24 protein-coding genes and 3 pseudogenes are annotated in these 26,579 nt (G+C 72.3%); 15 read left to right on the top strand and 12 right to left on the bottom strand.

The features are described 5' to 3' along the window. Positions 1 to 61: 61 nt before the first annotated feature. The gene (locus ABTY56_RS03455) at positions 62 to 1,183 is read right to left on the bottom strand and encodes an alpha/beta hydrolase (protein ID WP_350626059.1); all 1,122 of its coding nucleotides are present in this window, start codon (positions 1,181 to 1,183) and stop codon (positions 62 to 64) included. A gap of 152 nt (positions 1,184 to 1,335) precedes the next feature. On the opposite strand from ABTY56_RS03455, the gene ABTY56_RS03450 reads away from it, so the two are divergent. The 6 genes and pseudogenes from ABTY56_RS03450 to ABTY56_RS03425 all read left to right on the top strand — a co-directional run bounded on the left by ABTY56_RS03450 (position 1,336) and on the right by ABTY56_RS03425 (position 6,744). Beyond that, complete coding sequence (locus ABTY56_RS03450) at positions 1,336 to 2,256, top strand: hypothetical protein (protein ID WP_350626057.1); 921 nt, start codon at positions 1,336 to 1,338, stop codon at positions 2,254 to 2,256. Between the two features lie 101 nt (positions 2,257 to 2,357). Next, positions 2,358 to 3,044: pseudogene (locus tag ABTY56_RS03445) on the top strand (trypsin-like peptidase domain-containing protein); the annotation flags it as partial. A 213-nt stretch (positions 3,045 to 3,257) separates the two neighbouring features. Further along, positions 3,258 to 3,974, top strand: a pseudogene (locus ABTY56_RS03440) (Ig domain-containing protein); the annotation flags it as partial. Between the two features lie 229 nt (positions 3,975 to 4,203). Further along, entirely contained in the window at positions 4,204 to 5,421 is a 1,218-nt protein-coding gene (locus ABTY56_RS03435) for a hypothetical protein (protein WP_350626055.1), read from the top strand. Positions 5,422 to 5,668: 247 nt separating this feature from the next. Next, the gene (locus tag ABTY56_RS03430; RefSeq protein WP_350626053.1) at positions 5,669 to 6,052 is read left to right on the top strand and encodes a hypothetical protein; all 384 of its coding nucleotides are present in this window, start codon (positions 5,669 to 5,671) and stop codon (positions 6,050 to 6,052) included. A 26-nt stretch (positions 6,053 to 6,078) separates the two neighbouring features. Then, positions 6,079 to 6,744: an HAD family hydrolase gene (locus tag ABTY56_RS03425; protein WP_350626051.1), complete on the top strand. Its 666-nt coding sequence runs from the start codon at positions 6,079 to 6,081 to the stop codon at positions 6,742 to 6,744. Here ABTY56_RS03425 and ABTY56_RS03420 read toward each other — a convergent pair. Then, the gene (locus ABTY56_RS03420; protein ID WP_350626049.1) at positions 6,732 to 7,475 is read right to left on the bottom strand and encodes an SDR family NAD(P)-dependent oxidoreductase; all 744 of its coding nucleotides are present in this window, start codon (positions 7,473 to 7,475) and stop codon (positions 6,732 to 6,734) included. The genes ABTY56_RS03425 and ABTY56_RS03420 overlap by 13 nt on opposite strands. Before the next feature lie 102 nt (positions 7,476 to 7,577). Here ABTY56_RS03420 and ABTY56_RS03415 point away from each other — a divergent pair, with 102 nt between their 5' ends. Continuing rightward, complete coding sequence (locus ABTY56_RS03415; RefSeq protein ID WP_350626047.1) at positions 7,578 to 8,432, top strand: helix-turn-helix transcriptional regulator; 855 nt, start codon at positions 7,578 to 7,580, stop codon at positions 8,430 to 8,432. Here ABTY56_RS03415 and ABTY56_RS03410 read toward each other — a convergent pair. Continuing rightward, entirely contained in the window at positions 8,408 to 9,349 is a 942-nt protein-coding gene (locus ABTY56_RS03410) for a LysR family transcriptional regulator (RefSeq protein WP_350626045.1), read from the bottom strand. The genes ABTY56_RS03415 and ABTY56_RS03410 overlap by 25 nt on opposite strands. Positions 9,350 to 9,466: 117 nt before the next feature. Here ABTY56_RS03410 and ABTY56_RS03405 point away from each other — a divergent pair, with 117 nt between their 5' ends. Together ABTY56_RS03405 and ABTY56_RS03400 are read left to right on the top strand one after the other, a co-directional pair. After that, complete coding sequence (locus ABTY56_RS03405) at positions 9,467 to 10,183, top strand: SDR family oxidoreductase (RefSeq protein WP_350626043.1); 717 nt, start codon at positions 9,467 to 9,469, stop codon at positions 10,181 to 10,183. Positions 10,184 to 10,242: 59 nt separating this feature from the next. Next, a complete protein-coding gene (locus ABTY56_RS03400) occupies positions 10,243 to 11,235 on the top strand; it encodes an aminoglycoside phosphotransferase family protein (protein ID WP_350626041.1) in 993 nt (330 codons plus the stop codon). Here ABTY56_RS03400 and ABTY56_RS03395 read toward each other — a convergent pair. Continuing rightward, complete coding sequence (locus ABTY56_RS03395) at positions 11,202 to 12,023, bottom strand: hypothetical protein (protein WP_350626039.1); 822 nt, start codon at positions 12,021 to 12,023, stop codon at positions 11,202 to 11,204. The genes ABTY56_RS03400 and ABTY56_RS03395 overlap by 34 nt on opposite strands. A 72-nt stretch (positions 12,024 to 12,095) precedes the next feature. Between ABTY56_RS03395 and ABTY56_RS03390 the strand changes: the two genes are divergently transcribed. Beyond that, positions 12,096 to 12,404, top strand: coding sequence for a cupin domain-containing protein (locus ABTY56_RS03390; RefSeq protein ID WP_350626037.1), 309 nt, complete (start codon positions 12,096 to 12,098; stop codon positions 12,402 to 12,404). Between the two features lie 53 nt (positions 12,405 to 12,457). Here ABTY56_RS03390 and ABTY56_RS03385 read toward each other — a convergent pair whose 3' ends face one another. From ABTY56_RS03385 to ABTY56_RS03355, 7 genes and pseudogenes are all read right to left on the bottom strand, one after another. Then, positions 12,458 to 13,054, bottom strand: a complete 597-nt coding sequence (locus tag ABTY56_RS03385) for an RICIN domain-containing protein (protein ID WP_350626035.1) — start codon at positions 13,052 to 13,054, stop codon at positions 12,458 to 12,460. A gap of 125 nt (positions 13,055 to 13,179) precedes the next feature. Further along, positions 13,180 to 14,175, bottom strand: coding sequence for a helix-turn-helix domain-containing protein (locus ABTY56_RS03380; RefSeq protein ID WP_350626033.1), 996 nt, complete (start codon positions 14,173 to 14,175; stop codon positions 13,180 to 13,182). A gap of 98 nt (positions 14,176 to 14,273) precedes the next feature. Further along, positions 14,274 to 14,414, bottom strand: a complete 141-nt coding sequence (locus ABTY56_RS03375; RefSeq protein WP_350626031.1) for a hypothetical protein — start codon at positions 14,412 to 14,414, stop codon at positions 14,274 to 14,276. Positions 14,415 to 14,503: 89 nt separating this feature from the next. Continuing rightward, on the bottom strand, positions 14,504 to 15,259 hold the full coding sequence (locus tag ABTY56_RS03370; RefSeq protein ID WP_350626029.1) for an alpha/beta hydrolase family protein: 756 nt from the start codon (positions 15,257 to 15,259) through the stop codon (positions 14,504 to 14,506). Positions 15,260 to 15,466: 207 nt separating this feature from the next. Continuing rightward, complete coding sequence (locus ABTY56_RS03365; RefSeq protein ID WP_350626027.1) at positions 15,467 to 16,162, bottom strand: aspartate/glutamate racemase family protein; 696 nt, start codon at positions 16,160 to 16,162, stop codon at positions 15,467 to 15,469. Between the two features lie 54 nt (positions 16,163 to 16,216). Next, a complete protein-coding gene (locus ABTY56_RS03360; protein ID WP_350626025.1) occupies positions 16,217 to 18,070 on the bottom strand; it encodes a CocE/NonD family hydrolase in 1,854 nt (617 codons plus the stop codon). A 155-nt stretch (positions 18,071 to 18,225) separates the two neighbouring features. After that, positions 18,226 to 19,191 (bottom strand): annotated as a pseudogene (locus ABTY56_RS03355) (hydrolase); the annotation flags it as partial. Between the two features lie 236 nt (positions 19,192 to 19,427). On the opposite strand from ABTY56_RS03355, the gene nicT reads away from it, so the two are divergent. Then, positions 19,428 to 20,537, top strand: a complete 1,110-nt coding sequence (gene nicT, locus ABTY56_RS03350) for a Nickel transporter NicT (protein ID WP_350626023.1) — start codon at positions 19,428 to 19,430, stop codon at positions 20,535 to 20,537. A gap of 233 nt (positions 20,538 to 20,770) precedes the next feature. Here the strand turns inward: nicT and ABTY56_RS03345 are convergent, their stop codons facing one another. Then, on the bottom strand, positions 20,771 to 21,709 hold the full coding sequence (locus ABTY56_RS03345; protein ID WP_350626021.1) for an SGNH/GDSL hydrolase family protein: 939 nt from the start codon (positions 21,707 to 21,709) through the stop codon (positions 20,771 to 20,773). Between the two features lie 337 nt (positions 21,710 to 22,046). On the opposite strand from ABTY56_RS03345, the gene ABTY56_RS03340 reads away from it, so the two are divergent. The 4 genes from ABTY56_RS03340 to ABTY56_RS03325 all read left to right on the top strand — a co-directional run bounded on the left by ABTY56_RS03340 (position 22,047) and on the right by ABTY56_RS03325 (position 26,528). After that, on the top strand, positions 22,047 to 23,702 hold the full coding sequence (locus ABTY56_RS03340; protein ID WP_350626019.1) for an FAD-binding dehydrogenase: 1,656 nt from the start codon (positions 22,047 to 22,049) through the stop codon (positions 23,700 to 23,702). Positions 23,703 to 23,849: 147 nt separating this feature from the next. Then, a complete protein-coding gene (locus tag ABTY56_RS03335) occupies positions 23,850 to 24,278 on the top strand; it encodes a (2Fe-2S) ferredoxin domain-containing protein (RefSeq protein WP_350526427.1) in 429 nt (142 codons plus the stop codon). A gap of 117 nt (positions 24,279 to 24,395) precedes the next feature. Further along, positions 24,396 to 24,647 carry a hypothetical protein gene (locus ABTY56_RS03330; RefSeq protein WP_030056971.1) on the top strand — a complete coding sequence of 84 codons (252 nt, stop codon included), beginning with the start codon at positions 24,396 to 24,398 and terminating at the stop codon, positions 24,645 to 24,647. A 213-nt stretch (positions 24,648 to 24,860) separates the two neighbouring features. Beyond that, positions 24,861 to 26,528 (top strand): purple acid phosphatase family protein, encoded by a 1,668-nt coding sequence (locus ABTY56_RS03325; protein ID WP_350626016.1) that lies wholly within the window; start codon positions 24,861 to 24,863, stop codon positions 26,526 to 26,528. Positions 26,529 to 26,579 lie beyond the last annotated feature (51 nt).

Here is a 26,579-nt window from a genome sequence, read left to right as displayed (position 1 = left end):
TGAGAGAACCGTGAGACGGGGCTGTGAGGCGGGTGTGATCTGCCCGCCGGGGGGGGGAAGGTCAGGCGGCGGCGGGCATGGTGATGTGCTTGCCCAGCCACTCCAGGGCCGGGGGGATCTCCCGGGTCCAGGTGTGGAAGTTGTGGCCCGCGGTGTCCAGCGTGATGGTGGACATCGAGGTGGGGGCCTTGAAGGCGGCGACCATGGCCTTGGTCTCGTCGAAGTTGTTCTCGTCGTTCGCGGTGGTCAGCAGCAGCGAGACGGGGGCGGCCGGCTGGTTCTTCAGCCGCCACAGCAGGTCGTTCTCCTGCTTCAGCTGGGCGTTGCCGCCGAAGAGGTCGCCGGTGCTCGGGTCGTGGGCCGCGCTGTAGTAGCCGGAGAGGGCGATCGCCGCGGGGTAGGAGTCGGGCTTGCGCAGCGCGAACTTGAGCGCGCAGTAGCCGCCGGTGGAGTTGCCGATCACGGCGCGGTTGGCCGGGTCGTTGCCGATCCGGTAGGTGCCGGCGAGGGCCTTGGGCAGGTCGCTGGTGAAGAAGGTCTCCACCTGCGGGCCGTTCGGCACGTCGACGCACTCGGTGTCGCGGTTGCCGACGAGCGTGGGGCGGGTCATCACCAGGATGGTCGGCGGCAGCTTCTTCTGCTCGATGGCGTTCAGGGTGGACGCCGGGTACTGCATGAGCGAGATCAGCTTCTCCGGGGTGCCCGGGTAGCCGGTGAGCACCAGGGCCATCGGGAAGCGCTGCTTGGCGAAGTCCGGCTGGAAGTACTGCGGCGGCAGGTAGACGTACGCCTCGGTGCTCAGACCGCTGCCCGCTCCTTTGACGGCCACCTGCTGGATCAGGCCGGAGCGCTGCGGGTCCGAGCCCTGGGCGGAGTAGAAGCTCTGCTGCCCGGTGACGGCCACCCCGGAGGCGTTCGGCGTGTGGTCGACCACGGTGCCGAGCTTGCCGCTGGTGCCGAGCAGGTCGGTCCAGGAGCTGTAGAAGCCGAAGTAGCTGTTGGCGATCAGGCCCATCGCGACCAGGACGGCGACCTGGGTGGCGAGGAAGGCGCCGATCCGGCCCAGCCAGGACTTCCAACCCTTCCCGCCGAACCGCGGCCAGAGCCACATGGTGGCGGCGAAGACGGCGATCGCGAGGACCGCGGTGATGATCTGGAGGGGGAGTCCGGTGAGGCTGAGCACGTGCCCGATCGTAGTTGACCCTGACGGGCGGGCCGGGGCGGGCCCGTCTGATGATCGTACGGACCCTGTTGACCGGGGCGGTTCGTACTCGGCAGCATGTCCGTTCGTGTGCGCGTGGGGAGCGTGTGCCCGATGACAACAGGGGTGGGGCCGTGACGTCCACGGGGAACGTGTTCAGGTCCGGTGCGATCGTCGGCGGGGTGCTGCTGCTCGCCGGGTGCTCGGGCGGGGGCGGCGGGACGGCCGCACCGAGCCCCGCGGTGACGCCGAGCGCCTCGGCGACGCCGTACGGCACGACGCTCGCCCAAGTCCTCGAACCGATCAGCACCGGTCTGGGGAAGGTGGCGGCGGCCACGACCACGAGCGAGGTCACCAGCGCGCTCGCCACCGTCGAGTCCAGCGCCGACCGCGCCGCCCGGAACCTGAACGCCGGCAGCGCCCCGGCCGGCGCCGACGCGGCCCGCACCGAACTGGTCAACGGCCTCAACTCGCTCTCCTCCGAGGCGTTGTCGATCCGCGTCGAGCTCAACGACAAGAAACTGTGCGCCGTCGGTGTCGTTCAGGCCGAGCTCGGTGCCGCCCAGGGGCTGGTGGCGGTCCCGGCCGCCCTGGCCGAACTGGCGACGGCCGGCTACCCGGCCGCCTTCACCGTTCCGGAGCTGCCGAAGCCGCAGCCGCAGCCGCGGACCCTGGAGAACGGCGCTGTCGTCCGCGACGGGGGCAACGGCGGCAAGGGCACGCTGAAGTTCAACAACAACGGCTCGGCGGACGCCGTCTTCACGCTCGCCACCGACGGCAAGGCGGTGGCCTCGGCGTACGCGGCCAAGGGGCAGGCCGCCACCATCGACGGCGTCAAGGACGGTTCCTACGAGATCTACTACACCACCGGGGTGGACTGGGACTCCGAGGCGAAGCAGTTCACCCGGGACTGCCGGTTCGTGAAGGTCGGGGACACGCACGAGTTCGAGCCGGGCGGCGGCGGGACGATCTGGACGATCAAGATGCGCGCGGAGGACGGCAAGGGCAATGCCAAGACGGAGAGCCGGACGGTGAACTCCGCCCCGCAGCCCTAGCGCGTAACGGGCATACCGGGACGGGTGGTTGCCTCGGGGTGGCACAACAAGCCGTGAGGAGTGGCGAGTTCGGCCAGAACGGTTGACCCCTTGAGGTGGCCATGGCACTTTCGTGCGGCGCGGGCGTCGGCGACCAGTCGTACACCCCGCGATCCCCCACAAGGAGAGCCATGTTCAAGAGACTTGTCGCGGTGGCCGGTACGAGTGCCGTCGTCGCGGGCGGGTTGGCCTTCGCCGCCGCCCCCGCGCACGCCGTCCAGGCGGCCGACCTGACGTCCACCATCGCCCTGAGCAACTGCTCGGCCTCGCTGGTCCGCTACCCCACCTCGGTGGCCGGCGACCGGGCGCTGATGCTCACCAACGGGCACTGCCTGCCGACCATGCCCTCGGCCGGCCAGGTCATCCAGAACGTCAGCGCCAGCCGCAGCGGCACCCTGCTCGACGGCGCCGGCAACAGCCTGGGCACCGTCCAGGCCGACAAGGTGCTCTACGCGACGATGACCGGCACCGACGTCGCGCTCTACCAACTCACCGACACCTACGGCTCGATCACCTCCAAGTACGGCGCCACCGCGCTGACGGTCAGCGACACGCACCCGGGCGACGGCGCGGCGATGTACATACCCTCGTCGTACTGGAAGCAGGTCTGGAACTGCTCCGTCAACGGGTTCGTGCCCACCCTCCGCGAGGACGAGTGGACCTGGCACGACTCGCTGCGCTACAGCTCCGGCTGCAACACCACGCACGGCACCTCGGGCTCGCCGATCATCGACTCCGCCAGCGGGCGGATCATCGGCATCAACAACACCGGCAACGACGACGGTGCGATGTGCACCCTCAACAACCCGTGCGAGGTGGCCGCCGACGGCACCACCAAGGCCGTCAAGGGCCAGAGTTACGGTGAGGAGACCTACTGGTTCACCACCTGCCTGAACTCCAGCCGGACCATCGACCTCAACGTGGCCGGCTGCCTGCTCACCAAGCCGGCCGGCAGCGGCGCCGTCTCGGTGACCAGCCCCGGTGACCAGTCGACCGCCGTCGGCGGCTCGGTGAACCTGCAGATCAACGCGTCCGGCGGCACCGCTCCGCTGTCGTACTCGGCGACCGGTCTGCCGGCCGGCCTGTCGATCAACGCCTCCACCGGCCTGATCAGCGGCGCAACGACGACCGGCGGCAGCTACCCGGTGACCGTCACGGTGAAGGACGCGGCCGGCAAGACCGCCACCGCGAGCTTCACCTGGACCGTCGTCGGCAGCGAAGGCAACTGCATCCCGGCGCAGCTGCTGGGCAACGCGGGCTTCGAGACGGGTTCGGCCTCGCCGTGGACGGCGAGCTCCGGAGTGGTCGACAACAGCTCCAGCCAGGCCGCGCACGGCGGTTCGTGGAAGGCGTGGATGAACGGCTACGGCTCCACCCACACCGACACGCTGTCCCAGACGGTCAGCATCCCGGCGGGCTGCAAGGCGACGCTGAGCTTCTGGCTGCACATCGACACCGCGGAGTCGGGCACCACCGCGTACGACAAGCTGACCGTGTCGGTCAACGGCACCGCGCTGAAGACCTACTCCAACGCGGACGCCGCGGCGGGCTACCAGCAGCGCACCTTCGACCTGTCGGCCTACGCGGGCCAGACGGTCACCGTGAAGTTCAACGGCGTCGAGGACTCCTCGCTGCAGACGAGCTTCGTGATCGACGACACCTCCGTCCAGACCCGCTGACGCGGCACCTCCGAGGGCCCGGTGGCTTCCGCCGCCGGGCCCTTCGCGTTCCTTTCCTCAGAAGTCGCTCAACTCCCTTTCGCCGCACAAAGAGCTGGTTAGGTTGCTTCCTGAAGGCGTCGATCGCCGATCGTCGAGCGGTTCGGCAGCCCGGTCCCGTGGTTGTTCCGGCAGGGCAGTCGCGCTGGTTCACGGCCGGGGTGGGGCCGATGGTCTTTGGAGGTGGCAGGTGACCGACCTGGATTTCGAGCGGCGGGTGAATCCGTGGCTCTTCGACAGTTCCGGCAACCTGACGGAGGCGGCGAAGAAACAGTTCCCGGACCTCGCCGCCGCCGCTGCCGGCGCCCAGCCCCAGCGGTGGTCGCCGGCGCCCGGTAGTCGGGTCGAGGAGCAGGCCAAGCAGGCGGCCGACATCCTGCGGCTGGCCGGGAACGCCACCGACGCCCAGATCGACCAGCTCAACAAGACCTTGAAGGAACACTCCGCGGACCCGCGGTTCACCACGGCCTTCTACCAGTCCCTCGGGCCGGACGGTTTCCTCAAGTACTACGGCCAGTTGGCCGTCGCCTCGGCGGACAAGGGCGGCAACCGGCCGCAGGCCATCGCCGACCTCCAGAAGAACCTCGGCACGGCGCTGGCGACCGCTACCGACACCCGTAACTACCCCCGCCTCTCCGATGACTGGGAGGCCGGCCTGCGCCGGGCCGGCGTCGCCCGGGTGGACGTCTGGCCGCCCGGAAGGCCGGGCGGCAGCGCGCAGCCGTTCGGCTACCAGATCCTGACGAACATCCTGCGCACCGGGACGTACGACGCGCACTTCCTGAACCCGATCGCCGAGCACGTCACCCAGCTCAGCGAGAAGAAGGGATTCTGGACGTCGGACCAGTGGAACAACACGGAGTTCACCCAGCTGAAGTTCCTGGGCTCCCCACAGGACTCCGCGCAGGGCGGCTTCAACCCGATGGCGGGGGTGCTGGAGGCGCTCGCTTCGGCAGTGGAGACGGCCCCATCAGCTTCGCCGGGGCGCCGTAGGGCGGCCCGGACCGATGCGCTGGTGCGCGAGATGAAGGACCAGGTGGACGCGTACAACAAGTCCATCGATGAGAACGCCGTGTGGGGCAAGTCGGTGTGGGCGATGACGGGCGGCAAGGTGCTGGGATTGGTTCCCGGTGTGGGCGCCGGCCTCTCCCTTCCGGTGAACTACTTTGTCGACCAGCTGGCCGCGAACTACCACATCGAGGTGAATCCCGGGGATCCGGCCACGGCCGCGGACGTCGCGAGCCTCAACGGAGCGGCGGAGGCAGCAAAGAAGGCGGTGGAGAACGCCGCGCAGGGGACCGGCCTGAACCCGCAGCAGATCGAGGCACTGTCCACAGGGGCCGCGAACGAGGTTCGGGCCGGTGCGGCCGACAGTGCGGGACTTTTCGCGCGGGCCGTCAATGGCTGAGGGCAAGCGGCTCCGGCGGCGGTGGGTCACCGCCGGGGCTGCGGCTGTGGTCCTCGCCGGTACCGGCTTCGGATGGTGGTGGCGGTCGGCTCACGCACCGGCGGAGCCGTCTGCCAGTGCCTGCTGGTCGGTGCTCACCCGGGCGGACCTCGCACCTCTGGCGGATGACCTGCCCCGAACGTTCGTCGAGCACTACGGGGGCGGCAGCACGGAGAGGCTCGGGCCGGGCCAGGGGGAACAGACCTGCGTGGTCTGGCGGAACGCGGAGAAGTCCCTCCTGGTGATCCGGGTACGGCCGATGGACGAGGCCACCATGAACGACACCTACGGCGCGGGCTCGGAGACGTACGGCAACGGCAGGAGTCGCCTGGACTTCGGTCCGGACGTGCGGGGGTGGGTCGGGGGGCAGTCCGTGGGCCTCGGGTTCCGGTGTGACAACCCGGAGAACGTACGCACGGGTCGGCCGTACGTGGAGGTCCTGGTCAGTGTGGACAGGGTCCACCGGGCCGTTCTCGACATCGCGCTGAAGTACGCCAAGGCCGTCGTCGCGGACTACCCGTGCTCGAACCCGGTGCGACTGCCGGACAGTGTGCCCGAGTCGGCGGGGAACTTCCCGCCGCCGGGTCCCTGATCGGGGCCGCGCCCTATGCTGTCCGGATGATCAAGCCGATTGAGCTGGTGATATTCGACTGCGACGGCGTCCTGGTGGACAGCGAGGTGATCGCCGTACGGGTGCTGGTGCGGCTGGGGGAGGAGTACGGCTGGCCGCTGACCGAGGCGGAGGCGATCGAGCGGTTCGTCGGGCGGTCGGAGGCGGTCAACAACGCGCTGGTCGCCGAGCGGCTCGGGGCGGAGGCGGCGGCGGTGTGGGGCAAGCGCTTCCACGAGCTGCACGCGGAGGCCGTGGACGCCGGGCTGACGCCAGTGGACGGCCTGCCGGAGGCGCTGGACGCGATCGACCTGCCGATGTGCGTGGCCTCCAGCGGTACGCACGAGAAAATGCGGCACACCCTGGGCCGGACCGGGCTGTACCAGCGGTTCGCGGGGCGGATCTTCAGCGCCACCGAGGTCGAGCACGGCAAGCCCGCGCCCGACCTCTTCCTGCACGCGGCGCGGAGCATGGGCGTCGACCCGGCGGCCTGCGTCGTGGTCGAGGACAGCGCCCCCGGCGTCGCGGCCGCCCGGGCCGCCCGGATGCGCGCGCTCGGCTACGCGGGCGGCGTCACGGCGGCCGAGCGGCTGACCGGGCCCGGCACCGTCGTCTTCCGGGACATGCGCGAGCTGCCCGGACTCATCGCCGCCGGGGCCGGCTACCAGGCGTAGCGGCCGCCCTCCGGGTGGAAGAACGCCCCGGTCGGCCCGGCCGCCGCCTCCGCGAGCTGCCGGGCGATGCGCCGGCCGCCCTCCTCGGCGCTGGAGTGGCCGCTGTGCCCGTTGAGGTCGGTCGCGCAGTAGCCCGGCTCCAGCGCGCTGACCTTGATGCCGCTGTCACGCAGCGCCCGGGCGTAGACCAGGGTGAGGGCGTTGAGCGCGGCCTTGGAGGAGTTGTAGGCGAGCAGTGTCGCGTGCTCCCAGACCGGGGAGTCGGGGTCGGCCAGGAAGGAGAAGCTGCCGAGGCCGCTGGAGACGTTGCCGATCAGTCCGGCCGCCGACTCGCGCAGCAGCGGCAGCAGGGCGTTGGTGACGGTGACGACGCCGAACACGTTGGTCTCGTACGTCTCGCGCACGGCCTCGACGGGAAGCTCCTCCGGTGTGCGCCGCCAGTCCCGGGCGACGCCCGCGTTGTTGACGAGGGTGTCCAGCCGGCCGTACTCGGCGGCGATCAGCCCGGCCGCGGCGGTGGCGGTCGCGGGGTCGGTCACGTCCAGGCGGACGGCGCGGGCGTCGAGGCCCTGCGCGGTGAGCCCGGCGGCGGCCGCGGCGCCGCGCTCGGGGTCGCGGGCGCCGATCAGCACGGTGTGCCCGGCGCGGGCGAGTTCGCCGGCGGTGGCGAGTCCGATGCCCTTGGTGGCGCCGGTGATCAGGACGATGCGGTGGTGCGCTGCGGTGGTCATGGGCTCAGCCTGGCCGGGCGGCGCGCGGGCCGGGAGGGCACTGTCGAGGGTGGTACCGGCGGTCCCATGGTGGCCGGGAGGCGGCCGGGCCAGACTGGGGGCGTGGAACACGTGGACCGGGCGGAGCTGGCCGCCTTCCTGCGGCGCTGGCGCGCCCGGGTCCAGCCCGCCGACGTCGGCCTGCCGGCCGGCGGTCGGCGCCGCACCCCGGGCCTGCGCCGCCAGGAGGTCGCGCAGCTCGCCGGGATGTCGGTGGAGTACTACATCCGCCTCGAACAGGGCCGGGGGCCGCGGCCGTCGCGCCAGATGATCGGGGCGATCAGCCGCGCGCTGCGGCTGTCCGACGACGAGCGCGCCCATCTGCACCACCTGGTGGGGGAGTCGCCGCTGCCGCCCTCCGGCCTGGCCCGCGACGTGCGGCCGGGCGTCCTGCACCTGCTGGACCGGCTGGACGACACCCCGGCCATGGTCTGCAGCGCGGCCCGCGACGTCCTCGCCTGGAACGCCATGGCGGCCGCGCTGCTCGGCGACTTCTCCGCCCTGCCGCCCGGCGAGCGCAACCTGGTCTGGCGCTTCTTCACCGACCCGGACGCCCGTGCCTGCCACGACGCCTCCGGCCAGGCCGAGTTCGCCCGCCGCGCGGTCGCCGACCTGCGCTCGGCCGCCGCCCGCTACCCCGCCGACAGCGCGCTGCGCGCCCTGGTCGAGCGACTGCGCACGCACAGCGCCGAGTTCCGGGAGCTGTGGGCGCGCCAGGACGTGGAGGCCCGCCGGTCGACCCGCAAGCGGATCCTGCACCCGGTGGTCGGCCCGCTCGACTTGGACTGCGAGGCACTGCACGACCCGCACCGGGACCAGTGGACGATCTTCTACACCGCGGCCCCCGGGACGCCCTCGCACGCGGCCCTGCGGCTGCTGAAGGTGGTGGGCAGTCAGGATCTCGCGGTACGGGGCTGATCCGGTGCGGCCGCGGGCGTTGGTGCGGACGTTGGTGCGGGCGGGGGCGTCGGCGTCGGTACGGGCGTCGGCGTCGGTACGGGCGTGGGCGGCGGGGTGCCGTCGGAGGGGCGGCGGCGCAGGGTGGCGGCGGCGATCGCCAGGAAGTCCGCCACGGGCCCGGTGCAATCGCCCTCCGGCACGGCCAGGCAGGTCTCGACGGGCAGTGAGTCGGTGACCGGGAGGTAGACCAGGTCGGGGCGGGAGTACGAGCCCGCGACGCTGAGCGGGACCAGCGCGATGCCCTGCCCGGAGGCGATCAGCTCGAACTTCTCGTCCAGCGAGGAGGTCCGCCGCTTCCTGGCGTCGAGGATCGGCTCACCGGCGAGGTCGGCGGCGGTGAGGGTGCGGCGGCCGGCCAGCGGATGCGTCGCCGGCAGGCAGGCCACCTTGGTCTCCCGGCCGATCGGGACGGTGCGCAGCCCGGTGTCGTCGAACGGCCGCCGCAGGTGGCCGACGTGCGCTCGGCCGTCGCGCAGCGGGGCGTCCTGCTCCCACCAGCGCAGCGGGAGGACGTCGATCGCGACCTCCGGGTTGCGTGCCGTGTACGCCCGGATCGCTTCCGACACGTGCAGGCCGGGGGAGAAGGCGACGACCAGCCGCTGCTCGCCCCGCGCGGCCTCCTGGACCCGCCGCAGGGCGGCGTCCACCGTGACGGTGATCCGTGCCGCCTCCTCGTACAACTGTCGCCCGGCGGCGGTCAGTTCGACGCTGCGCGTGGTGCGGGTGAAGAGCCGGCAGCCCAACTCCTGCTCGAACGCCCGGATCTGTCGACTGAGCACCGGCTGGGCGATGAACAACTCCTGGGCCGCCCGGCCGAACTGCCGGTGCTCGGCCACCGCGACGAAGTAGCGGAGCTTGCGCAGGTCCAGGTCCATGCCCGCACGGTATCAATGCGCCCGGAAGGGTATTGGACGCCCGGCCCCGGCCGCTCGGAGACTCGACCCATGAGTGAAGCTCGACCGAATGAAGCTCGACCGAATGAAGCTCGACCCATGAGTGAAGAACGGCACCTCGCGGCCGCACCGCGCAGGACCGCCCTCGTCATCGGCGCCTCCCGGACCCTGGGCCTCGGGATCGCCGCCGAGTACCTCCGCCGCGGCTGGGACGTCATCGGTACGGTGCGCGGCAGCCGCCGCACCGGCCTGCACGAGCTGGCCGCGTCCTCCGGCGGGCGGCTGACCGTCGAGTCGCTGGAGATGACCGACCCGGAGCAGATCGCGGCCCTCCGTGACCGGCTGGCCCGGCGCACCCTCGACCTGCTCTTCGTCAACGCCGCCGTCACCCGCGGCGACCTGCCGATCGGCGAGGTGCCGACGGAGATGTTCACCGAGGTGATGGTCACCAACGCGCTCGGCCCGATGCGCGTCGTGGAGGTCCTCGGCCCGCTGGTCGCGCCCGCCGGGACCATCGGGGTGATGTCCTCCGACCAGGGGAGCATCGCCCTGAACACCGAGGGCGGACAGGACCTGTACCGGGCGAGCAAGTCCGCGCTGAACCAGCTGATGCGCTGCTACGCCGTCCGCCAGGCCGGCGGCGCGCGCAGCCTGCTGCTGATGGACCCGGGCTGGGTGCGGACCGAACTCGGCGGCATGGAAGCCGAGTTGAGCGTGGAGGAGAGCGTTCCCGGCGTGGTGGAGACGATCGAGCGCCACCGCGGTGAGGCCGGCCTGCGGTTCCTGGACCACCAGGGGAAGTCCGTGGCCTGGTAGTCGCCGCGGAGGGTCAATTCGCTTGCCGGAGCGGCGCCGGCCCGGCAGGCTCGGTCACCATGTCCTCCTCCCGCACGATGCACGCCGACGAGCTCGACATCGACGACGCCCTGGTCCGCCGGATGGTCGCCGCGCAGTTCCCGCACTGGGCGGGCCTGCCGGTCGAGCCGGTGGCGACGGCCGGGACGAGCAACGCGATGTTCCGGCTGGGCGCGGAGCTGGTGGTGCGCGTCCCGCGGATCCCGGGGGCCGTCGAGGACATCGCGAAGGAGTGGGTCTGGCTGCGGCACCTCGCCCCGGAGCTTCCGGTCGCGGTGCCCGTCCCGGTGGCCCGGGGCGGGCCGGTGGACGGCTGCCCGTGGCCCTGGTCTGTCCTCCGCTGGCTCGACGGCGTGAACCCGGCGGCCGGTCGGGTGGCCGAACCCGCCCTGCTGGCCGCCGACGTGGCCGCCTTCGTGACCGCCATGCGCCGGGTCGACCCGGCGGGCGGCCCCGCCTCCTACCGCGGCGAGTCCCTGCCGGAGCGGGACGATGCGGTCCGCAGGGCGATCGCGGAGCTCGCGGACGCCATCGACACCGAGGCCGCGACCGCCGCCTGGGAAGAGGCCGTTCGCGCCCCGGGGCACGCCGGCCCGCCGGTCTGGATCCACGCCGACCTGCAGCCCGGCAACCTGCTGGTGGACGGGCGCGGCCGGCTGAGCGCCGTCATCGACTTCGGTTGCGCGGGCCTGGGCGACCCGGCCGTGGACCTGATCGTCGCCTGGTACGTGCTCCCCGGGGCGACCCGCGCCGCCTTCCGGGCGGCGGTGGCCGCCGACGGCGCCACCTGGGCCCGCGGCCGCGGCTGGGCGCTGTCCGTCGCGCTGATGGAGCTGGCCTACTACCGCCGGACCAACCCGCGGATGACCGGCATCGCCCGGTACGTGATCGGCGAGGTGCTGGCCGATCACGCCTCAGCCATCGATGACGCCTCAGCCATCGATCAGGCCTCGGCCGTCGATCGCGCCGCTGCGGCAGGTCACGACTCCCCGGCCGGCAGCCGCCACTCGTAGGGGAACAGCTCGTCCTCCCAGCCGGGCGAGGCGGCGAGCTCGGCGGCCGCCCGCGGGGTGCGCAGCAGGCAGCGGTTGCGCAGCAGTTCGCGACGTTCGGCCGGGGTGAGCAGGTGTTCCTCGGGGGCCAGTTCCTTGTAGTGGCCGAGGTCGGGCCGGCCGTCGACGGAGCCGTCCTCGGCGACGTTGAGGTGGTCGCCGTCGGGGGTGCGGTAGTCGAGGCGGAAGTCGGTGCGCCACTGGGAGTTGCTGCCCCAGCTGTGCGAGAGGTCGTGCACCGGCCGGTCGGCGCGGCGGAACGTCCAGTAGAGCGGGAAGCGGTCGGCGATCCCGCGTTCGGCGTGCGCGGCGCCGGCCCGGATCCGTACCCGGGCGCGGTTGAACAGCAGTTCGCCCAGCATCAGCCCGGGGCGGTGGACCTCCAGGACCTCGATCGGCGCCTGCGGGTCCTCGGTCTGCTCGACGTCGACGATCTCGTGCAGGAAGGGGTCGAAGGGTGCGACGCCGTCGAACGGCGTCATGCCGAGGGCGGTGAACAGGCGCAGGTAGTCGTCCGGTCGCGGGTCGAGCAGCAGGACGTCGGCGAGCCGGCCGAGGGCGTACAGCTCTTCGACGAGGTCCGGTCCGTGCTGCTCCTCGTCGGCCCACCAGGCGGAGCCGTGGACGGCGGCCGTCCGCAGGCGTTGGAGGTAGGCCGGTGCGGCCGCCTGGCCGAGCCAGCGGTCGATGTCGTCCCGGTGCGGCCCGTCGTGGCCGAGCAGGTCGTGGTAGAGCGCGCGTGCCTTCATCGGAGCGATCATCGTGAGGTTTTACCGAACGGTCAACCAATCGACGGCCCGGGACGGATAGCGTCCAGGGCCATGAGCTTGGTCGATGTGAACGAACGGGCGGCGCGGCTGCCCGAGGCCTGGCGCTCCCAGGTGCTGGGGCGGGTCGGGACGGCGGCGGTGAAGGTCCTGCGGATGGACGGGCGGGAGCTGGAGGCGGAGGTGCACGGGACGACCGAGGCGCTGTTCGTCGCGGAGGGGAGTCTCGAACTCCTCGTGGACGGCGCGGAGTCGACCGTACGGGCCGGTGAGCTGTGCGTCGTCCCGGCCGGCGCGCGGCACGCGGTGCGGGCGGGCAGCCGGGGGACCCTGCTGATCGTGGAGGTGCCGGAGGAGGAGTGATCGCCGTCCTGCCGATCCGGATCGGCAGGACGGGCGGGGCGCTTCCCGACGGATCAGAACCTCCAGAGCACGCCGGTCTGGTGGTTGTCCTCCCACTGCTGGGCGCGGGCGCCGTTCTTGGCGGAGGAGTTCTCGATCTCCAGGAACTTGCCGCTGCTGTTCCTCAGCCCGTAGACGCCGCTGTACCTCGTGCCGACGACCTGCCACTTCGAGCCGGCCTGCTCGTTGCACGACCACAGTTGGGCGTTGGCGCCGTTCTGGTGGGAGGAGTTTTCGATCTCCAGGCACTTCCCGTTGTGGACGTTCTTGATGTAGTACCAGTTGGAGGCTTCCGGCACGAGGTCGAGGCGCCACACCGCGCCGGCCTGCCCGTTGCACGTCCACTGCTGGGCGCGGGCGCCGTTCCGGCTGGAGGAGTTCTCGATCTCCAGACACTTGCCGCTGCTGTTCCTGATGTTGATCGGGCCGGTGGCGTCGGCGCGGAGGGCGGTCCCGTCGGCCGGGACGGGCAGGTCCGTCCCGGTGGCGGTGCCGCCCTGCGGCGCGGCGAGGGCCTGGCCGCCACCCAGGGCGGTGAGCGCGAGCGTCAGGGCGGCGAAGCCGACCCCGGCGGCCGACCGCGGGTGCTTGCGGAGTCCGTTGCTGGACATGTGACGTCCCCCTTCGAGGGTCTGATGGGTTCGCGTCCGCCGTACGATCCCCCGCGGTGGACGCACCATCAGCTTGCTCCGTCGACACCGGGATGTCGTTGGCATCCGGTCCACTGCCGCTTGGCTCAGAGTCCACGTCCGAGCGTCACGGCGTCGTGGCGGTAGTCGCGGGGCGCCAGACCGTACGCGCCGCGGAAGGCGCGGCTGAAGTCCGCGGCGCGGGGGAACCCGCAGCGGGCCGCGATGACGTGGACGGGCGTTGCGGCCAGGGCCGGATCAGCGAGCTCGCGGCGGGCCCGTTCCAGGCGCTGGCGGCGGATCCAGGCGGCGATGGTCTCCTCCTCGCCCTCGAACAGCCGGTGCAGGTAGCTGACCGAGATGTGGTGGGCGGCGGCGAGGGCGCCGGGGTTGAGGTCCGGCTCGTGCAGGTGGGCGTGGACGAACGCCCGTATGCGCTGGACCAGCGCCCGACGCCGGATCTCCGGCGGCACGGCGTCCTCGGCGTCGAGGTGGTGGGCGAACAGGGCCGACACCAGGTCGAGCGCGACCGCGCCCAGCCGGGGTGCGTCGGTGGCGCGGTAGACGCCGGTGTCGGCGGTGATGCCGGTGAGCAGTCGGACGAGCAGGGCCCCCATTCCGTCGTCCCCCGGCAACCGACGGGCGGTCAGGTCGGCAACCCTGTGCGGCGGCAGTGGCAGGGCCTGCCGGGGGACGGTCACCCAGGCCCCGCGGATCCGCTGTCGAGGGTCGTCGGTGCACACCTGGAGGACGTTGGGTTGCGCGCTGTCCTGCAGCACCAGGTCGTGCGGGCGGTACGGGCCGAGGCCGTCGGACCGGACGGCGTTGGCGGCCTCGCCGAGCGGGAGCGACAGGAGGTACAGCTCGGGGTCGTCGGACGAGCGGACCAGCCGTGCCGACCGGCGTGCGGTCATCGGCGGGTTCTCCATCGTCCAGAGCGCCAGGTCGCCGAGCGGCAGGACGCGCATCTCCGCCCGGAAGTCGGCGGCGTGCGCGGTGCGGGCCTCGAACGGCGCGATCATCCGGGCGACGTGCTGCCGCCAGTACTCGAAGCGGTCCGGCGGCGCCACGTCCTCGGTCCGGAACACCGTCTCGGTCAGCATGTCGCCCTCCCCGACTCGCCTGCCTGGTAAGGGCATTGTCGCATCGGGGCGGGTCCGGAGCAGGGGACGCCGGGCCGGGTTCAGCCGGCGAAGCCGCCCTAGATGTTCTGACCCGAGAGGTTGGTCCTGTCGGGGTCGTTGAAGTGCGCGACCTGGGTGCCGAGGGCCTCCTCGGGGGTGACCTCGCCCGTGACGAAGGCGTAGTCCTCGCCGAGGAAGTCGTATCCGGGGTCCTTCATCGTTCCAGTGCGGTCATTGCCTCACCGTAGGGTCCGGTGGCGGGCCCGGGCGCCCGGCCGGGGTGGGCCGGGCGCCCGGGGTGCCGGGGTCAGCCCTTCGCCCGGCCGAGGTGGCGGGCGAGGAAGCGAGCGGCGCTGTCGGCCTCGAAGCGGGGGAACTCCTTGTGCTTACCGGAGTTGACGTGCAGGGACTTCTCCGTCGAGGCGAAGGCGTCGAACAGTGCGAGGCCGTCCGCGCGGGAGATGTGCTCGTCGTCCCACTGCATGCCGAACTCGACCGGGACGGTGATCCGCTTCGCGTGCTCGGCCAGGGCGTCGGGCCAGTGCTGGCCGAAGACCGCGGCCGTGATCCGGGGTTCGGCCGCCACGAACGGCACGCCGATCGCGGTGCCCATGTTGATGCCCCAGTAGCCGACCGGCCCGTCGGCGCCGATCTCCGGGAGCCGCTGGAGGGCGTCCAGGGTCGCGTGGTACTCGGGCACGGCGAGCTTCGCCAGGTGGTCGTTGTAGCGGACGACGATCGGGCCTTCGGGCTCGCCGGCCGCCCGCGCCCGGAACATGTCGGCGATCTCCGCCTCGTCGTGCGCGGTGCGCGGCCGGTCGCCGTGCCCGGGGGCATCGAGGACGGCGACGTGGAAGCCGTGGCCGTCGACGAGCAGCCGGGCGCGGCCCGACATCGCGGGGTGCTTCTTGTGGTTGCCGCCGCCGTGCCCCATCAGGACGAGCGGGGCGCGGTCGGCGCCGGTGGCCGGGGACCAGAGCACGCCGGGGACGCCGCCCACGGTGAAGTCGCGCTCGCGGATGCCGTTCGACACGGAATCGGCAGTGAACTGGAAAGTATTCATGGCAGTTGCCTTTCGGGAGGGCCTTGCTATGGCGCTCCCGGCGACGCCTGCGTCAGTCGCCGACCGTGACGGAAAGGGGGAGCACCCACGTCGATACAGCCTTCACGGGTCTCACCTCCTCTGACGATGTCTCGGTCGGGGAAGATCTTGCCGCCTGAACGCCCTTCCCCGCAAGGCCTTTTCCGTCACCGGTCGCCGTGGGGCCCGTCACCGGTCGGCGAGGGCGGCGGCCACGGCGGCCTCGGCGTGCAGCCGGGCGGTGGGGAACACCGGGACGGGGCTGTCCTCCTGTCGGACCAGCAGTTCGATCTCGGTGCAGCCGAGGACGATCCCCTCCGCGCCCGCCGCCACCAGGTCCTCGATCACCCGCCGGTACGCCGCCCGGGACTCCTCCCGGACCACCCCGACGCACAGCTCCTCGTAGATCACCCGGTGGACCAGGGCGCGCGCGCCGGTGTCCGGGACGAGGACGTCGAGGCCTCCGGACGTCAACCGCCCTCGGTAGAAGTCCTGTTCCATGGTGAACGCCGTCCCCAGCAGCCCGACCCGGCGCAGGCCCGCGGCCCGTACGGCGTCCGCCGTGGCGTCGGCCAGGTGGAGCAGGGGGACGGAGACCGCCGCCGCCACGTGGCCGGCGACCTTGTGCATGGTGTTGGTGCAGATCAGCAGCAGGTCGGCGCCGGCCGCCTCCAGTGAGCGCGCGGCGGCCGCCAGGACCTCGCCGGCCTCGTCCCAGCGCCCGGCCGTCTGCAGGTGCTCGATGTCGGCGAAGTCGACGGAGTGGAGCACGAGTCGGGCGGAGTGCAGCCCGCCGAGGCGGTCGCGGGTGAGTTCGTTGATCAGGCGGTAGTACTCGGCGGTGGACTCCCAGCTCATGCCGCCGATCAGGCCGATGGTCTTCATGGAGTCATTTATAAGGGTATGGAGAAGCGAGAGCAAACTCCATAAGGCTTCCTTTTAGGGCCTCTCCCGGGGCACCCGGTGCTGCCACTCGCGGGTGAACAGCACCGATCCGGCCTCCAGCGCCCGCAGCTGCACGATGCTGAGGAAGTGCCCGGCGTCGCAGCGCAGTTGGGCGCGGGTCTGGACGGTGACGTCCCAGCCGATGTCGGGGCGCTCCAGCCGGACGGTGTGGTCGGTGCGGGCCTGGGTGCTGAGCGGGGCGTCGGTGAGGACCCGGTAGGCGGTGACGGTGTGCTCGTCGCGGACCAGGCCGTCGGGGTGGGTGCGGGTGCCGTCGGTGGCGGGGGAGAGCTCGGTGCGCCACTCGCGGCGGCCGATGTCGTGGACGGTGACGTGCTCGGGCCGGGCGGTGAGCGGTTCGGTGAGGTGGATGTCGAGCGGATCGGGCAGCGAGGGGGTCGAGAAGGTGACGGGCGCGGCGCCGACGTCGGCGGCGAGGTGGCGGACGGGCAGGCTCAGGGTGGAGCGGCCCGGGTCGAGGGCGTACCCGGTGCCCTCAGCCGGGGGCCACACCCACGGCCAGTAGACGGAGGAGAAGGCGAGCCGCAGCCGGTGTCCGGCCGGGACGGTCCAGGCGCAGGCGGCGAGCTCCACCTCGACGTCCGGGCCGTCGGCGACCAGGACGCCCCGGGTGACCAGCTCCGAGGTGCCGTCCGGGCCGACCGCGCAGAGCCGGACCGCCACCAGGGGCGCCGGCCCGCCCTCGCGCAGCCGCAGCCGTACGGTCGGGGCGCCGAGCAGTTCGAGCGGCTCGGGCAGCGGCTGGGAGTCGAAGCAGACCGAGCGGCCGTCCTCTTCGCGCTGGTCGGGCGGCTGGTCGGCGGGCCGGCCGTGCGGGACGTAGGCGCCGGCGTTGAGGCCGGTGTGCTGCGGGGAGCGGACGTGGACGAAGCGGTCGTCGGCGGCGGTGCCGGCGGTGCGCAGCGGCCCGTCCAGGCCGTAGTGGATCTCGCGGACGTCGGGCGAGGGCCAGGCGTCGTCGCCGGTCCAGCGGGTGCCGATCCAGCTGCGCAGGGCGGGTTCCTTGACGGCGCCGGTGTCGGCGCCGCGCAGCCAGTGCTCCCACCAGCGCAGCGTCTCGGGCAGGGCGTCCTCGGGCAGGCCGTGCGGCCAGGGGCCGATCAGGGCGCGCGCGGTGGGGGACTCGGCGAGCAGCCGAAGCACGAAGGAGCAGGACGGGTCGCCCCAGCCGGCGATCGCGAAGGTGGGGACGGAGACCGGCACGGTGGTCTCGCCGGCGGCGAGCCAGGTGTCGACGGGCGGCTCCAGGGCCTCCAGGCGGGTCAGCCAGCGGCTGCGCCAGGCGTCGCCGACGTGGCGCGGGTCCGGTGGCAGGGCGGCGTCGGCGACCAGGGCGGTGAGCCGGGTGTGCAGGTCGGCGGCGAGGACGGCGCCGCCGAGCCGGTGGCCGCCTTCGGGGCACGCGGTGACCACGGCGCCGACGATCTCCGGCACCCGGGCGGCCAGGCGCAGCGCGGTGGTGCCGGCGGCGCCGACGCCGAGCAGGCCGACCCGCCCGGTGGAGTAGGGGCGGCGGGCGAGCCAGTCGACCACGACGGCGCCGTCGGCCAGCTCCTGCTCGCCGCCGGGCTCGCCGGGGATGCCGGCGGAGTTGCCGTGTCCGCGGGTGTCGACCCGCAGGGTGACGTAGCCGTGCCCGGCGTACCAGGGGTGGCGCCGGGCGTCCTCGGCGGCGGTTCGGTCGCTGAGGCGCCCGCCGGAGTACTCCAGCAGTGCGGGGACGGGCTCGTCGGTGACCGGCCGCCACAGGCGGGCGGCCAGCTGCGTGCCGTCGGGCAGCGGGATGCGGACGTCCTCGCGGGTGGTGTGGAAGGGGTAGGACGGCATGGCCGCTCCCATCGGGTCCCGGGCCGGGTGGGCGCCGACGGGCCCGCGGCGCGCCGGCGTACGGATGGTGCGCCGTACGTGCGCGCCGCGGGCGTCGGCATTCCGACCCTAGGGGAGGAAGCGGCCGTTTTCCTGGCGAGGCCGCGCGGTGGTCACGCCTTGCTCAGCCAGGCGGTGGCGTTGAGGGCGAGGGCGGCGTCGGTGCCGGCCGGGTCGTTCCAGCCGTTGTAGAGGGTGTTGCCGGACTGGCCGGTGCCGTCGTCGATCGGGGAGCTGTCGCCCCAGATGGCGACCCGGCCGGAGCCGAAGGTGCTGGTGACGAAGAAGGCGCCGGTGTTGCCGCTGTAGCCGGTCCGGTAGACCAGGCCCTTGACCGAGGGGTTGTCGGCGGGCTTGAGGGTGAAGGTGGTGCCGTTGCGCAGGATCGAGCCGGTGACGGCGCCGAAGGAGCCGTGCAGGACGGGGTCGGTGGCGTCGCTGACCGCGCGCGGGTTGTCGGTGGTGATGTTGAGCAGGTCGACCGAGAAGCCGAAGGGGTCGTTGTTGTTCACCCCGTTGTTGGTCAGCAGGTCGTTGATGATCTTCGGCGAGTCCCAGCCGTCGTTGTTGCGGTCGCTGTTGACGTGGTCGGAGATCAGGAAGAGCCCGCCGCCGTTCTGGACGAACTTCATGATCGCGGTCTTCTCGGCCGCGCTGAACCGGATGTTGGGCTCCGGGACGACGAAGGTGTCGAAGTTGGCGAGGTCGAGCGCGCCGCCGGTGCCGTAGGTGATGGTGGAGCCGGACGGGAGGGTCTTGAGGCTGTACTGGCCGGTCTTCTGCAGGGCGACGCCCCAGGCGGACAGTGCGCCGGTCCAGCTCTTCTCGGTGGTGGGGTTGGCGTTCTGGGCGAGCGGGTCGGGCTGGCTGGTGCTGATGATCCAGTCGGCGTTGCCGGCGGTCTCGGCCTTGGAGTTGTCGAACAGCACCCGGTGCGGGGTGGCGCTGACGGCGGCGGTCGCGGTCGCGCTAGCGGGGGCCGGGGCGGCGGTGGCGGTGGCGGTGGGGGCGAGGGTGGTGAGGCCGGCTGCGAGCAGCGCCGCGCCGGAGAGGGCCGCTGCGGTTCGGATTCGGATCGTCATGTGCCGTTCCTCCGTGGGGAGTCGAGGTGTTCGGCGCCCGAGTTTTCGCGCGTAGAACGGGAGTATCCGCGCGTAGAGGGGCCGGAGTAAGGCCTGGGAGGTTACGAGGCCCTGTACGGGTCGTGGTGATCCCGGGGTGAGCGGAAAGCAAGCCGTAATTGCGCATGACTTGCAACTACGTGTGTCAAGGCGGAAAGATGGCCCAGCTTCGCCCGCACCGCCGAAAGGACACCCCGATGACCGCCCCTCGCTGGCGCGACCGACTCACCCGTGAGGAGTGGATCCGCCTGGCCGGAATGGGCGGGTTCATCCTCGCGCTGCACGTCGTCGGCTGGTTCACGCTGCTCGCGCTCGTCGCCCCCGAGCACTACACCGTCGGCGGCCAGGTGTTCGGCGCGGGCATGGGCCTGACCGCCTACACCCTCGGCATGCGGCACGCCTTCGACGCGGACCACATCGCCGCCATCGACAACACCACCCGCAAGCTGATGGGCCAGGGCAAGCGGCCGCTGTCGGTCGGCTTCTGGTTCTCGCTCGGGCACTCCTCGATCGTCTTCGGCCTCTGCGCGCTGCTGGCCTTCGGCATCCGCTCGCTGGCCGGCCAGGTCGAGTCCGACGACTCGACGCTGCACGAGATGACGGGCCTGATCGGCGTCACCGTCTCCGGCACCTTCCTGCTGCTGCTCGGCCTGATCAACCTGGGCGCCTTCAACGGCATCCTCAAGGTCTTCCGCCGGATGCGCGACGGCGAGTACGACGAGGCCGAGCTGGAGCGCCAGTTGGAGCGGCGCGGGCTGATGAACCGGATCCTCGGCCGGGTGACCAGGGCCGTCACCAAGCCCTGGCACATGTACCCGGTGGGCCTGCTGTTCGGCCTGGGCTTCGACACCGCCACCGAGGTGTCCCTGCTGGTGCTGGCGGGCGGCGCGGCGGCCTTCTCGCTGCCCTGGTACGCGCTGCTCACGCTGCCGATCCTGTTCGCGGCCGGGATGAGCCTGCTGGACACCATCGACGGCTCCTTCATGAACTTCGCCTACGAGTGGGCCTTCTCCAAGCCGGTCCGCAAGATCTACTACAACCTGACCGTCACCGGGCTGTCGGTGCTGGTCGCGCTGGTCATCGGCTCGATCGAGCTGATCGGCCTGCTCGGCGAGAAGCTGGACATCACCAGCGGGCCGATCGCCTGGATCGGCGGGCTGGACCTCAACTTCGTGGGCTACGCCATCGTCGGGCTGTTCGTGCTCACCTGGGCGGCGGCGATCGCCTACTGGAAGTTCGGCAACGTCGAGGAGAAGTGGTCGGCCGGGCTGGCCGCCGCCTCCGCCTCGGCCGCCGAGCCGGAATAGCGCGCGACGGCGGGGACCGAGGGGCCGGTGACCGGGGTCTGGTCACCGGCCCCTCGGGGCTCTCCGGGGCCGCGTACGCGGGCGGTGCCGCGACGTGCCCGCGAGCGGGCGCTGCCGCGACGTACCGCGTGGGCTGTCGCGACGTACCCGCGAGCGGGCGCTGCCGCGACGTACCGCGTGGGCTGTCGCGACGTGCCCGCGAGCGGGCGGTGCCGCGACGTACCCGTGCGCGGCTACCGCAGTGCGGCGAGCACCGCGTCCGCCATCGCCTTCTCGCCGGTCGCGTTCGGGTGGAACGGCACGGCGGGCGAGCCGGGCAGCGCGCCCTCGATCCAGCGGTCGTCCGAGCAGACGTCGTGCCCGGCCGTCGGCGTCGCGGTGTCCACGTACGTCGCGCCGTTCGCCGCCGCCGTGGACTTCAGGGCGGCGTTCAGCTTGTTGAGCACGCCGTACATGTACTCGACGTCGCCCGGCGTCACCGGCTGGCGCAGGATGCACGCCGAGCCGTCGGCGGGCAGCACGGACGGGTAGCCGACCAGCAGCACCTTGGCCTTGGGGGCCTTGGCGTGGATCTGCTGGAGGGTGCCGGCGATCTGCGGGGCGATCGTGGTGCGGATCCGGTCGGCCAGGTCGTCGTTGCCGTACTGCCAGGACCACGTGCTCCAGTCCCAGTAGCCGTGGTGGTAGACGTCCTTGCAGGGCGTGCCCAGCGGGTTGACCACCGCGCCGGCGATGCAGGTGGCGACCAGTTCGCCGAGGCCGAGGTCGCTGGCGGCGAGGTCGTTGCCGCCGATCCCGAGGGTGACCAGGTCGGTGTCGCCGGTCAGCGCGTCGAACTGCGGGTCGTTGACCTTGATGAACGCGTCGTACTGGGACTGCGTCATGTGCTTGACCTTGGCGGCGGCGCAGGTCACGTCGGTGTAGGCGCCGGCCTTGAGGGCGCCGGCGACCAGGTGGCCGTAGTTGTGGTCGGAGCGCAGGCAGAGTCCGGCCGACTGGCCGGGCACGCCGGCGCCGGCGGCGTAGGAGTCGCCGAGCGCCACGTAGTGCTTCGGGGCGGGGGTGGCGGCCTGGGCGCTGGTGGAGGTGAGCGCCAGGGCCGCGCCGAGGGCGACCGCGGCGAGCGCGGTGGAATTCCGGAGGTGCCGGGAATTCCGGGCAGGGCGGAGCACGGTTCCTCCTGGGGGAGAGAAACGACGGGTGGGGGGTCGTGCCGAGCCGGGCCACAGCTACTCGCAGGTAAGTTACTGCCAGGTTTCGCGGACGTCCATGGTTTGCGCGGAAATTGCCGAAATTCCGTCAGATGGCTTCGCGCGACATTTCGAATTTCGCTCCACCGTGTATCGGAGGTATTTCCGAAACGCCGTGGAGCGGAATTCACGCACGCGCTTGTTACCGGCCGGTCGACAACCGGTTGACCGGACGTCACCGCAGGCCGCAGTATCGGGCGCACGGCGACGGAGCACCCCCCGGCCCGCCGCCACCGCGAGCCGCGACGGAGGACTGCGCATGCCCCTGGACGCCGACGTCATCGTCATCGGAGCGGGACTCGCCGGCCTCGCCGCGACCGCCGAACTCGCCGACGCCGGACGGAAGGTGATCCTGCTCGACCAGGAACCGGCGGCCTCGCTCGGCGGCCAGGCGCACTGGTCCTTCGGCGGCCTCTTCCTGGTCGACTCGCCCGAGCAGCGCCGGATGCGGATCCGCGACTCGCACGCCCTCGCCTGGCAGGACTGGCTCGGCACGGCCGGCTTCGACCGCCCCGAGGACGCCTGGCCGCGCCGCTGGGCCGAGGCGTACGTGGACTTCGCCGCGGGCGAGAAGCGGTCCTGGCTGCACGGGATGGGCGTGCGGTTCTTCCCGGTGGTCGGCTGGGCCGAGCGCGGCGGCTTCCTCGCCGACGGGCCCGGCAACTCGGTGCCGCGCTTCCACATCACCTGGGGCACCGGCCCCGGGCTGCTGGAGCCCTTCGTGCGCCGGGTCCGCGACGCCGCCGCCCGCGGGCTGGTGGACCTGCGCTTCCGGCACCGCGTCACCGGACTGTCCGCCACCGCGGGCGCCGTCGACACCGTCACCGGCGAGGTGCTGGAGCCGAGTCCGGCCGGCCGGGGCGAGGCCAGCTCCCGCGCGGTCGCCGGGCACTTCGAGCTGCGCGCCCAGGCCGTCGTCGTCACCTCCGGCGGCATCGGCGGCAACCACGACCTGGTCCGCAAGGCCTGGCCCGCCCGGCTCGGCACCCCGCCCGCCAAGCTGCTCTCCGGCGTGCCCGCGCACGTGGACGGCCTGATGCTGGAGATCGCCGGCGCGGCCGGGGCCAGCCTGATCAACGGCGACCGGATGTGGCACTACACCGAGGGCATCGAGAACTGGGACCCGATCTGGGCCCGGCACGGCATCCGGATCCTGCCCGGCCCGTCCTCGCTCTGGCTGGACGCGCGCGGGCGGCGGCTGCCCGTCCCGCTGTTCCCCGGCTTCGACACCCTCGGGACGCTGGAGCACATCATGTCCACCGGGTACGAGTACACCTGGTTCGTGCTCAACCAGCGCATCATCGAGAAGGAGTTCACCCTCTCCGGCTCCGAGCAGAACCCGGACCTGACCGGGAAGTCCGTGCGCGGCGTGCTCGGCCGCGCCCTGCCCGGCGCCCCCGGCCCGGTCCTGAGCCACCTGCGGCACGGGCGCGACTTCGTGGTCGCGGGCAACCTCGCCGACCTCGCCCGCGGCATGAACGCCAAGACCCGCGAGCCGCTGATCGACCCGGACGGGCTGCGCCGCACCGTCGAGGACCGCGACCGGCAGCTGGCCAACCCCTTCGCCAAGGACCTCCAGGTCACCGCCATCCACGGCGCCCGCCGCTACCTCGGCGACAAGCTGGTGCGCACCGCCGCCCCGCACCGCATCCTCGACCCCGCCGCCGCCCCGCTGATCGCCGTCCGGCTCAACATCCTGACCCGCAAGTCGCTGGGCGGGCTGGAGACGGACCTGTCCTCCCGGGTGCTGCGGCCGGACGGGGAGGTGCTGCCGGGCCTGTACGCGGCGGGCGAGGCGGCGGGCTTCGGCGGCGGGGGCGTGCACGGCTACCGCTCGCTGGAGGGGACGTTCCTGGGCGGCTGCCTCTTCTCGGGCCGTACGGCGGGCCGGGCCGCGGCGCAGGCGGTCGGATGACCGGGGAGTGAGGGGTGGCGGCGGGCCCCGCGCTCCTGCTTCCCCGCCGAACCGTGCGCATCCCAAGGGCCTGGTGGACGGCGCCTGACCGGCGGGTACAGTGCCGGTGCAGAGCGCGCCGCCGACCACGAGGGGTATCCAGAACCGATGAGCCGCCGAGACCGTGACCGCGACGGCGCCCGGGACCACGACCGGAAGCGGGGCGCCGGCTCCCCGGTGACCGTCACCGTCTGCCGCGGCTGCTGCTGCGGCACCGAGGCGAAGCACCCCGGGGTCGACCACGCGGGGCAGTACGAGCGGCTGCGGACGGCGGTGGGGGCGGCGGGCCGGGTCCGCGCCGTCAAGTGCCTGGACGTGTGCAGCCAGTCCAACGTGGTGGTGGTCGGGCCCTCCAGCGAGGGCCGGGCCGCGGGCGGGCGGCCGGTCTGGCTCGGCTTCGTCCTGATGGACGAGATGATCGACGACATAGCCGCCTGGGTGCGCGCGGGCGGTCCCGGGCTCGCCGAGCCGCCCGGCCTGCTCGACCTCCAGCTGATCTCGGTCTCCCGGCGGGTCCGCGAGGGCCTGCCGGAGTAGCGTCCGCCGCCGGGCCGAGCTGACCGATCGTCAGATCGTCGTCCCGGGGTGGTCCGGCGGCCCGCACCACTAGCATGACCGGTGGCACCGAGGCGCTCCGCGCGAGGGAGGAAGACGATGACGACGGTCTGCCGCATCTGCGCGGGCACCGGCCGGACCGCCGGCCTCAGCTGCCGGACCTGCCAGGGCACCGGCACCACCGAGGTGGGCGGCGGGGGCGGCAACTGCTTCCTGTGCGACGGCACCGGGGTGTACGTGCGCTACCGGGTGGACGCGACCGGCGCCAAGCACGCCTACCGGGACGAGATCTGCCGCACCTGCGACGGCACCGGGAACCGCACGGCCACCCAGTGGGACGAGCCCTCCTGACCCGCCGGCACACCGCCCCCGACCGGGGGGCGGGCCGCGCCGACGCCGACTCAAGTGACCCGGCCGGTGGAGAGCATGATCCGGCGTCGGATCGACGCGGACATGCCCTTTACCGAACCATGGTCGAACATTGGCGTTCGAATGGGGGACACGCTGGGGCCCGTTCACCGGGCGTCCGCGTCAGATCCACGCGCCGCTGACAGAGTCCCGCGCATGGATATCCCCAACATGGGCGTGCCGGCCAAGCTTGCCGACCGCATGAGCATGGCCGAGCAGCACGAGTACCTGCGGGCCCGCTTCTCCCGCCGCCGGATGCTGCGCGCCGGTGCCGTGACCGTCGGCGCCGTCGCCGTCGGCGGTGCCCTGGGCAGCGGCACCGCCTTCGCGGCGCCGGCCGGCCCGCAGCTGCTGACGGGCGGCACGACGGACGGCATCGACGGCTCGCTGGTCGCGCCGGTCGGTCGCCACCTCCAGTTCGGCCCCGAGCCGGACACCCAGTTCCGTGTCTCCTGGCAGGTCCCGGCGCCGGTCAAGAAGCCGTTCCTGCGCTTCGGCAAGACCCCGTGGGAGCTCAGCCACAAGGTGCAGGCCGAGGTCCGCGCCCTGCACACCCCGGCGCTGACCCCGGGCAGCCAGCCGGTGGACCAGTACTACCTGCACGTGGCGCTGGAGGACCTGCACCCCGACACCACCTACTACTACGGCGTCGGCCACGAGGGCTTCGACCCCGCCTCGCAGCAGCAGATCTCCACCCTGCACACCTTCCGCACCGCGCCCTCCCGCGACCACCGCTGGGGCAAGGTGTACGAGCCGTTCACCTTCACCGCCTTCGGTGACCAGGGCGTCAGCGCGCACGCGGCGGGCAACGACCACATCATCAAGGCGCAGAAGCCGTCCTTCCACCTGCACGCCGGCGACATCTGCTACGCCGACCCGGCGGGCTCCGGCACCGACCCGGACAAGTCCGTCTTCAACGCGAAGACCTGGGACGACTTCCTGGTCCAGACCGAGACGGTCGCCGCCGAGATCCCGTGGATGGTCGCCTACGGCAACCACGACGTCGAGGCCTGGTACTCGCCCAACGGCTACGGCGGCGACAACCAGCGCTTCTACCTGCCGAACAACGGCCCGGACCCGCGCGTCGTCCCCGGTGTCTACACCTTCCGCTACAAGAACGTCGGCGTGATCTCCCTCGACGCCAACGACGTCTCCTACGAGATCCCGGCCAACCTGGGCATCTCGGCGGGCAAGCAGACCAAGTGGCTGGAGCGCACCCTCAAGGACCTGCGCAGCGACGAGACCATCGACTTCGTCGTGGTCTTCTTCCACCACTGCGCCTTCTCCACCACCGTCGCGCACGCCTCCGACGGCGGTGTCCGCGAGGCCTGGGTGCCGCTGTTCGAGAAGTACCGGGTGGACCTGGTCATCAACGGCCACAACCACATCTACGAGCGCACCGACGCCATCCTCGGCAACAAGGTCTCGAAGCAGGTGCCGAGCGGCGCCAGCATCGAGCCCGAGAAGGACGGCGTGGTCTACGTGACCGCCGGTGCGGCCGGTCGCAGCCTGTACAAGTTCGACGTGCCGGACACCTACGAGGGGCACGAGAACCACCAGGACGAGGTCAACACCTACTACTACGGCAAGGGCCGGGTGAAGGTCTCCGAGACCATCCAGTGGTCGCGGGTGCGCTACACCGGCTACTCCTTCATCAAGGTCGACGTCACCCCGGCCCACCTGGGCCAGAAGTCGGCCATGAAGGTCACGGCGCTGGCCGAGGACGGCACCCGGATCGACAACTACACCATCCTGCGCAAGGTCGGCGAGGGCTGGGACTCCGGCCGCGACGACGACGGCGAGGGCGGCGGCTGGGGCTGGTAGTCCCGGGCGGTCGTGACGGTGCCCCGGTGTCGGAAGCCCGACACCGGGGCA

Source organism: Kitasatospora sp. NPDC097691 (assembly GCF_040302665.1).
Lineage (GTDB): Bacteria > Actinomycetota > Actinomycetes > Streptomycetales > Streptomycetaceae > Kitasatospora.
Note: the sequence above shows the minus strand (reverse complement) of the source record. Positions and strands in the feature narration are given on the sequence as shown.

Coding starts and splice junctions, on each gene's coding strand:
- ABTY56_RS03425 (WP_350626051.1), top strand. CDS start 6,079: ATGATCAAGCCGATTGAGCTGGTGATATTCGACTGCGACGGCGTCCTG.
- ABTY56_RS03420 (WP_350626049.1), bottom strand. CDS start 7,475: ATGACCACCGCAGCGCACCACCGCATCGTCCTGATCACCGGCGCCACC.
- ABTY56_RS03410 (WP_350626045.1), bottom strand. CDS start 9,349: ATGGACCTGGACCTGCGCAAGCTCCGCTACTTCGTCGCGGTGGCCGAG.
- ABTY56_RS03405 (WP_350626043.1), top strand. CDS start 9,467: ATGAGTGAAGAACGGCACCTCGCGGCCGCACCGCGCAGGACCGCCCTC.
- ABTY56_RS03400 (WP_350626041.1), top strand. CDS start 10,243: ATGTCCTCCTCCCGCACGATGCACGCCGACGAGCTCGACATCGACGAC.
- ABTY56_RS03395 (WP_350626039.1), bottom strand. CDS start 12,023: ATGAAGGCACGCGCGCTCTACCACGACCTGCTCGGCCACGACGGGCCG.
- ABTY56_RS03390 (WP_350626037.1), top strand. CDS start 12,096: ATGAGCTTGGTCGATGTGAACGAACGGGCGGCGCGGCTGCCCGAGGCC.
- ABTY56_RS03385 (WP_350626035.1), bottom strand. CDS start 13,054: ATGTCCAGCAACGGACTCCGCAAGCACCCGCGGTCGGCCGCCGGGGTC.
- ABTY56_RS03380 (WP_350626033.1), bottom strand. CDS start 14,175: ATGCTGACCGAGACGGTGTTCCGGACCGAGGACGTGGCGCCGCCGGAC.
- ABTY56_RS03375 (WP_350626031.1), bottom strand. CDS start 14,414: ATGAAGGACCCCGGATACGACTTCCTCGGCGAGGACTACGCCTTCGTC.
- ABTY56_RS03370 (WP_350626029.1), bottom strand. CDS start 15,259: ATGAATACTTTCCAGTTCACTGCCGATTCCGTGTCGAACGGCATCCGC.
- ABTY56_RS03365 (WP_350626027.1), bottom strand. CDS start 16,162: ATGAAGACCATCGGCCTGATCGGCGGCATGAGCTGGGAGTCCACCGCC.
- ABTY56_RS03360 (WP_350626025.1), bottom strand. CDS start 18,070: ATGCCGTCCTACCCCTTCCACACCACCCGCGAGGACGTCCGCATCCCG.
- nicT (WP_350626023.1), top strand. CDS start 19,428: ATGACCGCCCCTCGCTGGCGCGACCGACTCACCCGTGAGGAGTGGATC.
- ABTY56_RS03340 (WP_350626019.1), top strand. CDS start 22,047: ATGCCCCTGGACGCCGACGTCATCGTCATCGGAGCGGGACTCGCCGGC.
- ABTY56_RS03335 (WP_350526427.1), top strand. CDS start 23,850: ATGAGCCGCCGAGACCGTGACCGCGACGGCGCCCGGGACCACGACCGG.
- ABTY56_RS03330 (WP_030056971.1), top strand. CDS start 24,396: ATGACGACGGTCTGCCGCATCTGCGCGGGCACCGGCCGGACCGCCGGC.
- ABTY56_RS03325 (WP_350626016.1), top strand. CDS start 24,861: ATGGATATCCCCAACATGGGCGTGCCGGCCAAGCTTGCCGACCGCATG.